At 67.8% G+C, this 14,920-nt stretch carries 11 protein-coding genes; 4 read left to right on the top strand and 7 right to left on the bottom strand.

The annotated features are described in order from the left end of the window. Position 1 precedes the first annotated feature (1 nt). Positions 2-865 carry a lytic transglycosylase domain-containing protein gene (locus IB278_RS09030; RefSeq protein ID WP_145744996.1) on the bottom strand — a complete coding sequence of 288 codons (864 nt, stop codon included), beginning with the start codon at positions 863-865 and terminating at the stop codon, positions 2-4. Between the two features lie 578 nt (positions 866-1,443). On the opposite strand from IB278_RS09030, the gene IB278_RS09025 reads away from it, so the two are divergent. Continuing rightward, positions 1,444-5,262, top strand: coding sequence for a DUF748 domain-containing protein (locus IB278_RS09025; RefSeq protein WP_192323245.1), 3,819 nt, complete (start codon positions 1,444-1,446; stop codon positions 5,260-5,262). Between the two features lie 129 nt (positions 5,263-5,391). Beyond that, positions 5,392-8,304 carry a DUF349 domain-containing protein gene (locus IB278_RS09020; RefSeq protein WP_225612837.1) on the top strand — a complete coding sequence of 971 codons (2,913 nt, stop codon included), beginning with the start codon at positions 5,392-5,394 and terminating at the stop codon, positions 8,302-8,304. A gap of 86 nt (positions 8,305-8,390) precedes the next feature. Here IB278_RS09020 and IB278_RS09015 read toward each other — a convergent pair whose 3' ends face one another. From IB278_RS09015 to IB278_RS08990, 6 genes are all read right to left on the bottom strand, one after another. Next, positions 8,391-8,684 (bottom strand): GYD domain-containing protein, encoded by a 294-nt coding sequence (locus IB278_RS09015; RefSeq protein WP_145745002.1) that lies wholly within the window; start codon positions 8,682-8,684, stop codon positions 8,391-8,393. A gap of 231 nt (positions 8,685-8,915) precedes the next feature. Further along, a complete protein-coding gene (locus tag IB278_RS09010) occupies positions 8,916-9,707 on the bottom strand; it encodes a zinc-dependent peptidase (protein WP_145745004.1) in 792 nt (263 codons plus the stop codon). Positions 9,708-9,976: 269 nt separating this feature from the next. Further along, the gene (locus IB278_RS09005; protein WP_192323362.1) at positions 9,977-10,747 is read right to left on the bottom strand and encodes a UDP-2,3-diacylglucosamine diphosphatase; all 771 of its coding nucleotides are present in this window, start codon (positions 10,745-10,747) and stop codon (positions 9,977-9,979) included. Positions 10,748-10,849: 102 nt separating this feature from the next. Continuing rightward, entirely contained in the window at positions 10,850-11,362 is a 513-nt protein-coding gene (locus tag IB278_RS09000) for a peptidylprolyl isomerase (RefSeq protein ID WP_012748192.1), read from the bottom strand. Positions 11,363-11,392: 30 nt separating this feature from the next. Then, a complete protein-coding gene (locus tag IB278_RS08995; protein WP_145745006.1) occupies positions 11,393-11,992 on the bottom strand; it encodes a peptidylprolyl isomerase in 600 nt (199 codons plus the stop codon). Between the two features lie 82 nt (positions 11,993-12,074). Beyond that, on the bottom strand, positions 12,075-12,665 hold the full coding sequence (locus tag IB278_RS08990) for a tetratricopeptide repeat protein (protein WP_145745008.1): 591 nt from the start codon (positions 12,663-12,665) through the stop codon (positions 12,075-12,077). 191 nt (positions 12,666-12,856) lie between these two features. Here IB278_RS08990 and cysS point away from each other — a divergent pair, with 191 nt between their 5' ends. Both cysS and IB278_RS08980 read left to right on the top strand, forming a co-directional pair. After that, positions 12,857-14,233, top strand: a complete 1,377-nt coding sequence (gene cysS, locus IB278_RS08985; protein ID WP_192323244.1) for a cysteine--tRNA ligase — start codon at positions 12,857-12,859, stop codon at positions 14,231-14,233. Between the two features lie 17 nt (positions 14,234-14,250). Then, positions 14,251-14,904 (top strand): DNA-3-methyladenine glycosylase family protein, encoded by a 654-nt coding sequence (locus IB278_RS08980; protein ID WP_145745012.1) that lies wholly within the window; start codon positions 14,251-14,253, stop codon positions 14,902-14,904. Positions 14,905-14,920 lie beyond the last annotated feature (16 nt).

Raw genomic sequence — 14,920 nt, 5'->3', positions numbered from 1 at the left:
CTCAGGAAACGCCCGACAGCAGGGCCACTTTCTGCGGGTCCGCGGCCGGCTCGGCCGCCTGTTGCGGCTTGGGCGGCACGGCAACCGGGATCGGCTGGGCCTGCGCCCGCACGACCGGCGCCGCGGGCGTTGCCATCGTTGGCGGATTGCGGCCGTTGGCCACCTGCACCAGCCGTTCGTGCTCGGCCAGGACCTTGCCGGCATAACCGCCGTCGTCGTCGAGGTTGGCCGCGCCCACGTAGTAGCGCAGGCCGCCTTCGAGCGATCCGGCGCGGGCGATGCATTCCTGCAGCACCTTCACGCCGACGCGCATGTTGGTCACCGGGTCGAACGCGGTGAGCGTGCCGCCGGCGCTTTCGTACTTGTCGCCGTGCACGCGCGTCATGACCTGCATCAGGCCCTGGGCGCCCACCTGGCTCTGGGCGAAGGGATTGAAGCTCGATTCGACGGCCATGATGGCCAGGATCAGCGTGGGGTCGAGCTTGGTGCGCTTGCCCAGGTGGTAGGCCTCCGCAACCAGCACGCTCAGCGGTTCGGCCGCCACGCGGTACTTCTTGCTGAGCCAATAGGCCACGGCGGCCTGCTGCTTGGGCAGGTCGCCGGGGCTCGCGGCCGTGGTGCGCACGATGGCGGTCGGCTCCAGGTCGGTGGCTTCGGGCGCGGGCTTGCGCGACTCTAGCCAGCCCATGAGCTGTTCCTCGCCGGTCTTGCGCAGATCGGGCCGCGCCACAAGCGCGAGGACTGCGAACACGATGGCCAGGCCAACCAGCGCAAACCCGTTGTGGGTGATTTCAAAAAAGCCGTCTGCCACATCGGACACAAAGGTCCTCAGCCCGCGGGCTGTGGCATCAAACGCCTTGTTCATCGCTCTTCCTTTCTGTGCGGCACCTGTTCGCAGCGCCGCGGGGGCGAATGGAATGAAGGCAACGGCGCTTGGATTGGTACGAATCAGGCTCCGCGCATGGAGGTGTAAGGGTAGAGCGCGGCGGCCTGATCAAGCCGGGGGAACTCGGCAGCGGATTCAGGTGGCCCCTGCTGGGTCTGGGGCAGCCAGGGGCAGGCGGGATTCTAGCGCGGCTAAATACCCGGTCAAGTATAAGAGCCTATTCCCTTATGTGATTACACATTTAAACAATATCTAAGGGAAAACCCTTGGAAGACGGCATTGCAATGCAAGGGTGCGGCGCCTAATCTGAACACGCCTGAGTTCTCAGGCGGTTTTCCGAAATCCTACGGCCCGAGGTGCAAGTCAAGGGTCGGAACGATGGAGGATCCATGGCGGCAATCTCTTGCTGCCAGCACGGCAGGAACCATTGACTTCCGGTCGCGCGAAACGATGGCATGGGTTTTGTGCCCGCCATCAAGCCCGGTAATGAGACATTTCGTCGAATTGCCGGGCTTTCTTGTTTCTGGCGGCCTGCGTCTTTGCGGCACACTCCCGCGATGGATGTAGCTTCGCTCAAACAAAACAAATGGGTGCGACGTGGGATCGTCGCGTTGCTGGTTCTGCTGGCTCTCTGGGTCATCGCCTGGCTGGCGGTGCCGCCGATTGCCAAGAGCCAGCTCCAGAAGATCGCGAGCGAAAAGCTGGGCCGGCAGGTTACCGTCGGCAAGATCGATTTCAAGCCCTGGACGCTTGAGCTCGCGCTGCACGACCTGCGCATAGCCACGGCCGACGGCAGCCGGCCCCAGGTGGCGGTCAAGCGCATCTATGCCGACGCCGAACTGCAGTCGATCCTGCGGCTGGCGCCGGTGATCGATGCGGTGACGGTCGAGGCGCCGGCCATCCTGCTCACGCACCTGGCCGACGGCAAGTACGACATCGACGACATCCTGGCCAAGCTCGCAGCCGGCCCGCCGCCCGATCCCAAGGCCGAGCCGGCGCGCTTTGCGATCTACAACATCTCGCTCAGGGACGGCGCGGTCGATTTCGACGACCAGACCGTCAAGCGCAGGCACGAACTGCGCGGCTTCGTTCTCAACGTGCCGTTCCTGAGCAACCTGGCCTCCAAGCGCGACATCAACACCGAGCCCAAGCTGGCTTTTGCGCTCAACGGCAGCAAGTTCGATTCGGCAGCCCTCACCACGCCGTTCGCGAAGAGCCGCAAGACCGATGCCCATGTGCAGTTCAAGGGCCTCGACCTGTCGCCGTACCTGGGCTACATCCCGGGCGGCCTGCCCGTCCAGCTGCAGGCGGGCAGCCTCGATGCCGACCTGAAGATCGACTTCGAGCAGGCCGCCACCGCCGGCCTCAAGATCACCGGCACCGTCGAAGCGCACAAGGCAAAGCTCGGCGATGCCCGGGGGCGGGACCTCCTGGGTTTCGATTCGCTCAAGCTGGCGCTGGCCGACGTGCGGCCGCTGGAAGCGGTGTTTCACCTGAGCGAAGTCGCGCTGGCCAATCCGCAGCTTGCGGTCGCACGCGATGCCAAGGGCCAGTTGAACCTGCTGGCCACCGATCCGGCCACCGGAGCGGCAGAGAAGGTGGCACAAGCCCCCGCCGCCGTCGCAAGCGCGCCGGACGGCAAGGCCCCCGAAAAGCCGAAGCTGAAGGTCCAGGTCGACAAGGTGGCCCTCAGCGGCGGGCGCATCGGGTGGCGCGATGAAACCGTTCAGCCGGCCGCGGCCATCGAGACGACCGCGCTCGGCCTCGACCTGACCGGGCTCACCTGGCCCATGGAGAAGCCGGCCCGGTTCAGCGGCAGCACCGCCCTTGCCGGCGCCACGCTCAAGTTCCAGGGCAGCGCCACCGACAAGGTGGCCGAGGTGCAGACCGAGGTCGATGCGCTGCCGCTGTCGCTGGCGGCTCCGTACCTCGCGCACAGCCTGGAGCCCACGCTCGACGGCAAGCTCAGCGGGCAGATCGACATCGCCTGGGCCCAGCCCGATCTCCGGTTCAAGGCGCGGCGCCTGGCCGTCGATGGCCTGGCGCTCACCCAGGCGAAGACCGCGCTGGCAAGCGTCGGCCGCTTCGAGCTGGTCGATGCCGAGGTCGACATGACCAGGCACACGCTCGACGTCGCCTCGTTCACCGCCACCAACCCGAAGGTGCAGGTCGAGCGCGACAGCGAAAAGCGCTGGATGTTCGAGCGCTGGCTCAAGACGCCGGCCGGCGGCGGCGCGCAGGCCAAGGCGGCCGCGCCCAAGCCCGCCGGCTCGGGCCCCGAGGCGGCACCTCCCGGCGCCAACACCAAGCCCTGGGGCTTGACCATCGGCACGCTGGCGGTCGACAACGGCACGCTTTCCTATGCGGACAAGGCCAGCGCGACGCCGGTCGCGGTCGAGATCACGGCATTCACCCTGAAGGCGCAGAAGGTCGCGCCCGAAACCGCCACGGTCTCTCCCTTGCAGGTTTCGGGGCGCATCGGGTCGCGCCGCTCGGAGCCGGGCCGTTTCGATTACAAGGGCAACGTGGTGCTCAAGCCGCTCTCGGCCGAGGGCCGGCTCGAAGTGGCCTCGTTCCCGGCCCATGCCTTCAAGGCCTACTACGCCGACGCGCTCAACGTCGACATCCGCCGCGCCTTCGCCAGCTACAAGGGAACGGTGCGCTACGCGAGCGCGCCGGCCGGCATGACGATCAAGCTGGCCGGGGACACGGCGCTCGACGACTTCCGCGCCAACAGCATCTCGCTGACCCAGTCGCCCGGCTTCGACCGCAACACCAACCAGCTGCTGAGCTGGAAGACGCTGAGCCTGCGCGGCCTGCAGGTGAGCATGGCGCCCAATGCCGCGCCGGCGGTGGACGTGCGGGAAACCACGCTGACCGATTTCTTCGCCCGCGTGATCGTCGACCCGACCGGCCGGCTCAACCTGGTGAACCTCACCAAGAAGGGCGAGGCGGACGCCAACGCCGCCGCCGCGGCCAGCGCAGAGGTCAAAACCCGCCGCAGCCTCGGCGGAACCACCACCACGACGCGCGGCGGACCGCAGCAGCCTTCGGGCGGCGGCGGTGCGCCGGTGTCGGCCGAAGCCATGGTCGGCGGCGGCCCCGAGCCCGCCAAGCCGGCCGCGGCGCCTGCTGCGACCGCGCAGGCCGAAGCCGATTCAGGGCCCAGGCCGGTCATCAACTTCGGCCCGATGAGCCTGGTCAACGGCCGCATCGACTTCACCGACCTGTTCGTGAAGCCCAACTATTCGGCCGACCTGAGCGAGCTGACCGGCAAGCTCAGCTCCTTCTCGTCGAATCCGCCCCAGGGCGAGGGCGGGCGCCCCGCGCTGGCCGACCTGGAACTGCGCGGCAAGGCGCAGCAGACCGCCGCGCTGGAAATCACCGGCAAGCTCAACCCGCTGGCCAAGCCGCTCGAACTCGACATCACGGCCAAGATGCGCGACCTCGACCTGGCGCCGCTGTCGCCGTACTCGGTGCGCTACGCCGGCCACGGCATCGAGCGCGGCAAGATGAGCATGGACGTCAACTACAAGATCGCGCCCGATGGCCAGCTCACGGCCTCCAACAAGCTGGTGCTCAACCAGCTGCAGTTCGGCGACGAAGTGCAGGGTGCGCCCAACAGCCTGCCGGTGCGGCTCGCGGTGGCGCTGCTGGCCGACCGCAACGGCGTGATCGACGTGGACCTGCCGCTCAGGGGCTCGCTCAACGACCCGCAGTTCAGCATCGGCCCGTTGATCTTCAAGGCGGTGGTCAACCTGATCGTCAAGGCCGTGACCTCGCCGTTCAGCCTGCTGACCGGCGGGCTCGGCGGCGGCAGCGGCGAGTCGAGCACCATCACTTTCGAGTCCGGAAGCGCCGTGCTCAGTACCACTGCCAAGGAGAGCCTGGACAAGGTCGTCAAGGCGCTGACGGAGCGTCCGAGCCTGCAGATGACGGTGGTCGGCACGGCCAGCCTCGAAAAGGAGCGCGACGCCTACCAGCGCCAGCGCCTGCGCCAGCTCGCCCAGGCCGAGAAGCGGCGCGTGGCGGTGCGCGGCGGCCAGGCGGGCACCGAGGTGCCGCCGGTGACCGATGCCGAATACCCCGAGCTGCTGACTGCCGTGTACAAGCGCGCGGACATCACCAAGCCGCGCAACATGGTCGGCCTCGCCAAGGACCTGCCGGTGAAGGAAATGGAAAACCTGCTGCTCGCGAGCATTCCGGTCGACGAGGAGTCGATCCGGCAGCTGGCCGTGGAGCGCGGCGCCGTGGTGCGCGACTACCTGCTGGCCCAGAAGCTGCCGAGCGAACGCCTGTTCCTCGGTGCCGTGAAGACCAAGGCGAGCGGTGGCGACTGGAAGCCCGGCGCCGAGCTCGACCTGGCCATGAAGTGACAAACACCCACTTGGTTTTCCGCCCCGTCTCGCCATATAGGTAGCCATCCCGCGTCCGCTTCCGGCAGCCATTTGGCTGCGGTTGCGGCATGGAATTCAACCGCCCGCCACAACTGGGTGAAAATGTCGATGTGCGCCGGCCTTTGCCGGCGCCTTCGCTTTCTCTCTTCAGACAACGATTTCGCGCAAGTGACCTCTACTTCTTCCAAGCCACACGACCTCCAGGCCCTCGACACGCTCACCGGCGGCGCCTTCACCGCGCCAACTTCGGGCGAGCGCGCCGCGCGCATCCGCGACTGGCTCGCCGGCAACCCCGCGCCCGAGCAGATGCAGGAAGTCTTCAAGGAGCTGAGCGGCCGCGACAAGGGCGCGGCGCGCCTGCTGCGCGAAAAGCTCGACGAACTCAAGCGCGCCAAGAGCCAGGAGGCCATCGCCGCCGAATGGGCGCAAAAGGCCGAAGCGCTGCTGGCCCAGCCCAAGCTCAACATCGCCGATGCGCTCGCCTGGCAGCGCGACGCCGCCAAGGCCGGCGCGCCCCTCTCGCGCGAGCCGCTGGCGGGTTTCAAGGTGCAACTGGCCGAACGCGTCAAGGGCATCGAAGACCTGCAGCACCGCGCCCAGGTGCACCGCGAGGCCGCCGTGCTGCTGGCCCAGCGCTTCGAAGTGCTGTCGACCAAGGGCTGGCAGGACGCCCAGGCCGCCGAGGAGTCGTTGCGCGCCGACGTGGCCCACTGGCAGCAGCAGGCCGCCGACATCACGGCCGATGCCAACTGGAGCAGCCTGGACGCCAGGTTTGCGCCGCAGCTCGAATCGTCGAAGGCGCAGTTGCTGGTCGTCTCGGATGCCTTCCATGCGGCATTGGCCCAGGCGCAGGCCGCGGCCGCCGACGCTGCGGCCCCCTTGCCGCCGGTGCCGGTGTGGGCCGACGAGCTTCGCGCCGCGCGCGGCGAGGTCGTCGCACCCAAGGCGGCACCCGCCAAGCCTGCCGCGCCCAAGGTCGATCCGTCCGTGCGCGCAGCAGCGCAGGACGCCGTGCAGGCGGCCCTGGCCAAGCTCGAACAGGAAACCGCCGAAGGCCACGGCAAGGCCAGCGCCGGCGCGGCCGCCGCCTTGCGCGCGGTGCTGAAGGAACACGGCAAGCTGGTCGAGGCGCCGCTCGAAGCGCGCGTGCATGCGGCGCTGGTCGCAGCCGGCGAGCTCGAAGGCTGGCAGCGCTGGAGCGCCGACAAGGTGCGCGAAGACTTGGTCGCCAAGGCCGAAGGTTTGCTCAAGCGCCCCGAAGGCCAGGCGCTCGGCGGCCGCAAGATGCAGGAAACGCTGCGCTCGCTGCGCGACCAGTGGAAGCAGGCCGACCAGGGCGGCGTGCCCAACCACGCGCTGTGGAAGCGCTTCGACGAAGCCTGCAACGAAGCCCACAAGGTGGTCGAGGCCTGGCTCGAAAAGGTTCGTGCCGATGCGGCGGAGCATCGCGCCCATCGCGTGGCGCTGATCGAAGAAGTGCGGGCCTGGGCGGCCGAACACGCCAACCCCACCGACCTGAAGGCGCACAACCGCGCGCTGCACCAGTTTGCCGACCGCTGGCGCGATGCCGGCCACGTGGGCGAAAAAGTCTTTGCCGAACTGCAGCCGCAGTGGAACGAAGCCTTCGGTGCCGCGCGCGCACCCTTCGAGGCGGCGCAAAAGGCCAGCATCGAACGGCGCCAGGCCATGATCGCGGAGGCGGCCGAGCTCGGCGCCCAGCCCATGCTGCGCATCGATGCCGTCAAGGCGCTGCAGCAGCGCTGGCAGGCCGAGGCCCAGAGCGTGCCGCTCGACCGCCGCCACGAGCAAAAGCTGTGGGACGCGTTCCGCGCACCCATCGACGAAGCCTTCAACCGCAAGACGGCCGAGCGCGAGAAGGTCTCTTCCGCAATGAGCGAGCACGACCGCCATGTGCTCGAGGCCTCCAAGGCGCTGGACGCGGCCAATGCCGGCGGCGACGTGCAGAAGATCCGCGCCGCCATCGCGCGGCTCGAAGCCGCGCTGCGTGGCGAAGCGCCTCCGCCGGCACCTGCCGCAAAGCCCGAGCCCTCCAGCGACGGCCCCGCCGTGGGCGCCACCGAAGTGGTCGCGCCCGGACAGGCCGCAGCCGAGTTCGGCGAAAGCGCCGAGCAGGCGCCGGGTTCCAGCGATGCGGAAGCGCAGCCGGGCACGCCCGCTCCGGCACATGCCGCGGCCACTCCGGACCTCGTTGCACCGGCCGACGGTGCCGATGCATCGGCACGCTCCGACGTTGCGGCACACGACGCCGGCGAAGCTGCCGTGGCCGAGGAAGCCAAGGCACCGCCCACGCCGCCGAAGCCCGCTCCCAAGCCTGTGGTCGCGGTGCGCGGCGACGACCGGCCCGGCAACAAGAAGGCCGAGGCCGTGCCTGCGGGCCGTGCAGGCGGGCGCTTCGGCGACCGGCGCGACGGTGCCCGTCCGGGACCGGGCGGCCCGGGCCGCCCAGGCGATCGCGGTGCAGCGCGTCCCGATGGTCGCGGTGCACCGGCCGGCCGCTTCGGCGACCGTCCGCCTCGCTTCGAGGACCGTGGTCCGCGGCTCGGCGACGCCGCTTTCCGCGCCCAGCGCGAGGCGCTCGAGCGCGCCGACCTCGCGCTGCGCAAGCTCGCGGCCCAGGCCCACGGCGAAGCGCTCACGCAAGTGCTTGGCGCATGGGAGCAGCGCGACGCCTCGCGGCTGCCCAGCGTGCAGGAACTCGGACGCGCGGTCACGCCTGCGGTGCGCAGCGGCTGGTCCCAGGCGATCGGCGCGGCGCCCAAGGCTGCGCCCGACGAAGCCGCAGAAGCACTGCTGCGCCTCGAAATGGCCGCTGAAGTGCCGACGCCTGCCGAGCAGCTCGATGCGCGCCGTGCGCTGCAGCTCAAGCTGCTGACCAAGCGCGGCGATCCCGCGCCGGCCCAGACCTGGGGCCAGGATGCCGGCAAGGTGCTGGCGGCGGCCCATGACCCCGCGAGTGCGCGCCGGCTGCAGAACGCGTTGAAGGCCTTGCTGCGTAAATAAGGCGCCAGCGTGCGTTCACGAGAAAGGGCCCGCCGCGCGCGGGCTTTTTCATTTCCCTGATCCGTCCTGAAAAAGTCCAGCCCGGCTCAAGGCAGCTTGGCCAGGATCCCGTCCATTTCCCCGGCGGTGTAGGCGCGCAGGGAGCGCGTGCGCACATTGCCCTGCATGGCGACAGCCAGACTGAATGCGGCCAGCGCCTGCTCATCGTCGGCCTCCAGCACGCAGACCACATCGCAGTCGCCCATGGTCCAGTAGATATCGCGCATATTGACGCCGAGTTTTTGGGCGGTTTCCTTGGCGGCAGCGGCGCGCTTGGTGGTTTCCTTGACGCTCTGAATGCCCTTGTCCGTGAAGTTCAGCATACCGATATAGGTCACCATTTTTCGCTCCTGTGTTATCCGCGGGGGACGAATCACATGAGGCAACGCCGCCCCCGACGGCGACGCTTCACGTCATCACGCGCGCAGCGATGCTGTGGAAGGCGATGGCGGCAGCGATGCTACGCCCGGGGCCCGCAAAGGCAAGGCACCCCGCGGCCGACTCTTACCCTGGACAGGGTATGCGGGCCGGTATCGTGCGCGTAAGCAAGGAAACGCAGGCGTGATGGGCGATCAGGCCCGTTCAGGCCGGAAGAACGCATCGAAGAGAACCAGCACCGCGGGGAAGTCCCGGGCGAAGTTCGGACGGTTCACGAAGTAGGCCTCGCAGGCCACAGCGAAGAATTCGCTGATCGACACGGCCCCATAGTCGTCCAGCCAGGGCGGCTCCGCGCCGAAGCGCTCGGCCAGGATGGTCTTCTCGCGAAAGTCTTCATAGGCCGGCTGCAGCACCGCGAGCCAGGCGGCGCGGGCCTCGCGCGCGCTGCGCTTGCCCGCAAAGCCGGGCGGCAGCGGCGGGCAGCCGTCGGCGTCGCCCGCGCGCATGTCGATCTTGTGGGCGAATTCGTGGATCACGACGTTGTAGCCGCCGCCCGTCGTGATGCCGCTCGCGAGCACGTCCTGCCAGCTCAGCATCACCGGCCCGCGGTCCATGGCCTCGCCGGCCACCACCTCGTCGTATTCGTGCACCACCTGCGCTTCGTCGACGATCTTGCGCCGTGCGACGACCTCGGACGGATGCACCACGATGCCGACGAAATCGTCGTACCAGTCCAGGCCGCCCTTCAGGTTGAGGATCGGCAACACCGCCTGTGCGGCAATGGCCAGCGCGACCTCGTCGGTGATGACGAAGCCTTGCGTGCCGTGAAACTCCTTGTCGCGCAGGAATTCGGCCGACAGCGTTCGAAGCCGCAGTTGCTGGTCCTGCGGAAGCTCGCCAAGAAAGGCATAGCGCGCCAGCGTGGCCTGCCAGGCGTCTTCAGGGATAGGGGGCAGGGCGCGCAACCGGCGCAGCCACTTGAACATCGGCTAGGGCCTGTTGACGCTATGGAAGGGGATCGCGTTGCTTCGCCAAGGGGCTGGCTGCAAGGCGCCCGGGCGCAGCAAGGCTTTGGCCTTGCAAGCGCGGGCAACGCCGCAGACGGCCCCTTGGCGAAGCAACCCGAAGGGAAGCTCGCCACAGCCCGCCCCTCGGCGTTGCGTTCCTTGCGCGTGCGGACGCACGCACGGCGTCGCGCGCCTTGATGGGCGGGCTGTGGCGAGCTTCGCGACCCCTTCCATAGCGTCAACAGGCCCTAGCGCAGATCGACGCGCTGCGCGCCGCCGGGAGAAAGGCACAGCAGCTGCGCGCGCGGCGGATGGGCCGCGGCGTCCCAGTCGCTGAGCACGATGCGCCTGAGGCCGTCACCCAGGTCGTGATCGGCCGGGCGATGCGTATGGCCGTGCACCAGCGTGTGCGCGCGCGCCTGCTGCAGCCACTGGCGCGCGGCGCCGCCGTCCACGTCGGCCCAGACGGCCGAGGGATTGCGCTTGCGGTCTTCGCTTTGCGCGCGCATGGAGCGCGCGAGCGCGCGGCGCTCGGCCAGCGGCCTGGCCAGGAACGCGGCCTGCCATTCGGGCGTGCGCACCTGGGCGCGGAACTTGAGGTAGTCGGTGTCGTCCAGGCAAAGGATGTCGCCGTGGCTCAGCAGCCAGCGTTCGCCGTGCAGCACCAGCACCGTGGGGTCGTCCAGCAGCGTGAAGCCGCACCGGGCGGCCAGCGCCGGGCCTACGAGGAAGTCGCGGTTGCCGTGCATGAAGTACACCGGCAGCCGCTCGGCCGTGCGGCGCAGCAACTCGGCGCATTCGGCCTCGAAGCCGGGCAGGGCGGCCGCGTCGTCGCCCACCCACACCTCGAACAGGTCGCCCAGGATGACGAGTGCATCGGCCGGCGTGGTCTGCAGATAGCCGCGCCAGGCCTCGAAGGTGGCGGGCTCGTCGGCCTGCAGGTGCAGGTCGGAGATCAGGTCGACGGTGCGCCACGCGGGCGGGGCGAGCAGTTCCTTGAAAACCGGATGTTCCGCCATGTTCACTGATGCACCCTTGGCGCTGCGCGCCTTCCCGCCAAGCGGGAGCGAGCTTGCTTGGGGCGGCCCGGCGCTGCGCTCATGCCGCGTGGCATCCGTTCGTTATTCCGCGACGAGGACGGCCTTCTCGATGACCACGTCCTCGAGTGGCACGTCGTCGTGGAAGCCCTTGCGGCCCGTCTTCACGGCCTTGATCTTGTCCACCACGTCGGTGCCGCCGGTGACCTTGCCGAACACCGCGTAGCCCCAGCCCTGGGCCGAGGGAGCAGTGTGGTTCAGGAAGCCGTTGTCGGCCACGTTGATGAAGAACTGGGCGGTCGCCGAGTGCGGTGCGCTGGTGCGGGCCATGGCCACCGTGTAGTTGTCGTTCTTGAGGCCGTTGTTGGCTTCGTTCTCGATCTCGGCGCCGGTGGGCTTTTGCTTCATGCCGGGCTCGAAGCCGCCGCCTTGCACCATGAAGCCCGGGATCACGCGGTGGAACACCGTGTTGTCGTAGTGACCGTTCTTCACATAGTTGACGAAGTTCTCGGCCGACTTCGGCGCCTTGGCGCTGTCGAGTTCGAGCGTGATCACGCCGTAGTTCTTGATGTGGAGTTCGACTTTGGGGTTGCTCATGAGGGAGTCCTTCCTTCGGATGTTCGGAAATTATTTCGCCAGTGTGGCGGACTTGATGATGATGGGTTCGAGCGGCACGTTCTGCATGCCGCCCTTGTTACCGGTTTGCACGGCACGGATCTTGTCGACCACCTCGGTGCCGGCCACGACCCGGCCGAACACCGTGTAGCCGTAGCCGTCGGGGCTGGGCGCGTTGAGCGAGTCGTTGTTCTTCACGTTGATGAAGAACTGCGAGGTGGCCGAGTTCGGATTGCCCGTGCGCGCCATTGCGATGGTGTAGCGGTCGTTCTTCAGGCCGTTGCCGGCTTCGAGCGGGATGGGCGCGCGCGTGGGTTTTTGCTGCATGTCGGCCGTGAAACCGCCGCCCTGGATCATGAAGCCGTCGATCACGCGGTGGAACACGGTGCCGTCGTAGTGCTTGTCCTTGACGTACTGCAGGAAGTTCTCGACCGTCTGGGGCGCCTTGGCCTGGTCGAGCTCGACCAGGATGTCGCCGGCCGAGGTGGCGAGCTTCACGCGCGGGCCGGGCTGCTGCGCATGGACGGCGCCGGCAAGCGCGAGCGAGGCGGCCAGCAGGAGCGCGCCGCGGCGGCTGAAGCGGGTGGACAGGGAAGGGGCTTGGATCTTCAAGGATGGCTCCGTGTGCGAATGATGTGGGGCACGGACCGGGCAATGCAAGCGGCCGCGGCCGGGATGCTGCCGACGGTTGTTGCTATTTGCTGGCGCGGCCGACCGGCTTGCGCACTTCAGGCGGTGCCGCCGGCAGGGCTGCGGCATCGGCCTCGGCCTTGGGCGTGAAGATCTGGCGGATCAGCGAGAGCTTGGGCGCCACGCTGGCGTTGGTGCTGGCGAATTGCTGCGCTCGCACATATTCCTGGGCCGCCAGTCGGGCGTACACGTCGCCGAGGTTCTCGTGCGCGGTGGCGTAGTTGGGGTTGAGCCTGAGCGCCTGCTCCAGCGCGGCGCGCGCCTGGTCGAACTTGCTTTGCGCTGCATAGAGCGCCGCCAGGTTGTTGTAGGGCTCGGGCAGTTCGGGGAAATCCTGCGTCATCTGCGTGAACGCGGCAATGGCCTCGTTCTGCTTCTTCTGCTCGGTGAGGATCACGCCGCGCAGGAAGCGCATCTGCGGATCGCGCGGCTTGCCGGCAATGTAGGCGTCGGCCTTGACGAGCGCCTCGTTCGACTTGCCCTGGCGCAGCAGCTGGTTGACGTCGTCGTAGTCGTTGGCGTAGGCAGCCGACCCCCACAGGCTGAACAGCAGTGCGAAGGCGATGGAGAGTTTGGAGAACGCGACGTGCTTCATGAAGCCTCGGCAGGAGTGGGAAATGCGGGCTTCGAAAACACCCGGAATGAGACGGCAGCAGCCGTTTATACTGCGGTGCATTGTAGCCGAGGGGCCATGTCCAACCCCTCGTGGCCACTGTCCCGTCACCCCTGAAATACATCGTCGTTCGCCCGTACCGCACGAGCGCGAAGCGACGCTTTCCGAGCCTCATGAGTCTGCGCATCTACAACACGCTTTCGCGTGAACTGGAGGAGTTCTCCCCATTGCAACCGGGCCGGGTGCGCATGTACGTGTGCGGCATGACGGTCTATGACTTCTGCCACATCGGCCATGCCCGCATGATGATGGCCTTCGACGTGGTGCAGCGCTGGCTGCGGGCGAGCGACTACGCCGTGACCTACGTGCGCAACATCACCGACATCGACGACAAGATTATTGCGCGCGCGGTGCAGCGCGGCATCACCATCCGTGAGCTGACCGACGAAGTGATCGCGGCCATGCACCAGGACATCGGCGCGCTCGGCATCGAGCCTCCCACCCTCGAGCCGCGCGCCACCGAATACGTGCCGCAGATGCTGGGCATCATCGAGAAGCTCGAGCAGAAGGGCCTGGCCTATCGTTCGGACAACGGCGACGTGAACTACGCGGTGCGCAAGTTCCCGGGCTACGGCAAGCTGTCGGGCAAGTCGCTCGACGAGTTGCATGCGGGCGAACGCGTGGCGGTGCTCGACGGCAAGCAGGATCCGCTCGACTTCGTGCTCTGGAAGGCTGCCAAGCAGACCGAGCCTGCCGACGCCAAATGGGAAAGCCCCTACGGCACCGGCCGGCCGGGCTGGCACATCGAGTGCTCGGCCATGAGCTGCGCCACGCTCGGCGAAACCTTCGACATCCATGGCGGCGGCGCCGATCTCCAGTTCCCGCACCACGAGAACGAGATCGCGCAGAGCGAAGGCGCCAATGGCAAGCCGCTGTCGCGCTTCTGGGTGCACAACGGCTTCGTGCGCGTGGACAACGAGAAGATGTCCAAGAGCCTGGGCAACTTCTTCACCATCCGCGAGGTGCTGCAGAAGTACGACGCCGAGAGCCTGCGGTTCTTCCTGGTGCGCACGCACTACCGCAGCGCGCTCAACTACAGCGACGCACACCTGGACGACGCCCGCAATTCGCTGAAGCGCCTGTACACCGCGCTCGATCTGGTCGCTCCGGCCGAAGCAGTGATCGACTGGACGCAGCCCCATGCCGCGCGCTTCAAGGCCGCCATGGACGAAGACTTCGGGACGCCCGAGGCCATCGCCGTGCTGTTCGAGCTGGCCGGCGAAGTCAACCGCACCAAGTCCGCAGAAACAGCCGGCTTGCTGAAGGCGCTGGCCGGTTCGCTGGGCCTGCTGCAGGGCGACCCGCGTGCTTTCCTGCGCGCAGGCGCCACGCTGGACGAAGCCGCCATCCAGGCGCAGATCGACGCGCGCGCGGCTGCCAAGGCCGCCAAGAACTTTGCCGAGGCCGACCGCATCCGCAACGACCTCCTCGCGCAGGGCATCGTGCTCAAGGATTCGCCCACCGGCACAACCTGGGCCGCAGCGCAGTGAACGGAACCACGAATCCCATGCCTGCTTCCTCGAAAAATCCGGCGGTCCAGATCTATACGCCGGACTATTGGGAAGAGGCCTGCAAGCACCTGTCCAGGAAGGACCGCGTGATGAAGCGGCTGATCCCGAAGTTCGGCGACGCCTGCCTCGAGTCGCGCGGCGACGCGTTCACCACGCTCGCGCGCAGCATCGTGGGCCAGCAGATCTCGGTGAAGGCCGCGCAGACCGTGTGGGACAAGTTCGCGCTGCTGCCGCGCAAGCTCACGCCGGCCAACGTGCTCAAGCTCAAGGTCGACGACATGCGCGCGGCAGGGCTGTCGGCGCGCAAGATCGAGTACCTGGTCGACCTGGCCATCCATTTCGATTCGGGCGCGGTGCACGTCGACGCCTGGAAGGACATGGCCGACGAGCTCATCATCGATGAACTCGTGGCCATCCGCGGCATCGGCCGCTGGACGGCCGAGATGTTCCTGATCTTCCACCTGATGCGGCCCAACGTGCTGCCGGTCGACGACCTGGGCCTGCTCAACGGCATCAGCGTTAACTATTTTTCGGGCGATCCCGTGAGCCGAAGCGATGCCCGCGACGTTGCCGTGGCCTGGGCCCCGTATTGCAGCGTGGCGACTTGGTATATTTGGCGATCGCTCGACCCGGTACCGGTCGCATATTGAACAACAGGAGAAGACG

The sequence above is a fragment of the Variovorax sp. VRV01 genome (genome assembly GCF_014852545.1).
Taxonomy (GTDB): domain Bacteria; phylum Pseudomonadota; class Gammaproteobacteria; order Burkholderiales; family Burkholderiaceae_C; genus Variovorax; species Variovorax beijingensis_A.
This window is presented reverse-complemented; position numbering and strand designations above follow the sequence as displayed.

Bases quoted from the DNA above. Each gene is read 5' to 3' on its own strand.
- IB278_RS08980 (WP_145745012.1), top strand. From the start codon at position 14,251: ATGCCTGCTTCCTCGAAAAATCCGGCGGTCCAGATCTATACGCCGGAC.
- IB278_RS09005 (WP_192323362.1), bottom strand. From the start codon at position 10,747: ATGGCGGAACATCCGGTTTTCAAGGAACTGCTCGCCCCGCCCGCGTGG.
- IB278_RS09015 (WP_145745002.1), bottom strand. From the start codon at position 8,684: ATGGTGACCTATATCGGTATGCTGAACTTCACGGACAAGGGCATTCAG.
- IB278_RS08990 (WP_145745008.1), bottom strand. From the start codon at position 12,665: ATGAAGCACGTCGCGTTCTCCAAACTCTCCATCGCCTTCGCACTGCTG.
- IB278_RS09010 (WP_145745004.1), bottom strand. From the start codon at position 9,707: ATGTTCAAGTGGCTGCGCCGGTTGCGCGCCCTGCCCCCTATCCCTGAA.
- IB278_RS09020 (WP_225612837.1), top strand. From the start codon at position 5,392: ATGTGCGCCGGCCTTTGCCGGCGCCTTCGCTTTCTCTCTTCAGACAAC.
- cysS (WP_192323244.1), top strand. From the start codon at position 12,857: ATGAGTCTGCGCATCTACAACACGCTTTCGCGTGAACTGGAGGAGTTC.
- IB278_RS09000 (WP_012748192.1), bottom strand. From the start codon at position 11,362: ATGAGCAACCCCAAAGTCGAACTCCACATCAAGAACTACGGCGTGATC.
- IB278_RS09025 (WP_192323245.1), top strand. From the start codon at position 1,444: ATGGATGTAGCTTCGCTCAAACAAAACAAATGGGTGCGACGTGGGATC.
- IB278_RS09030 (WP_145744996.1), bottom strand. From the start codon at position 865: ATGAACAAGGCGTTTGATGCCACAGCCCGCGGGCTGAGGACCTTTGTG.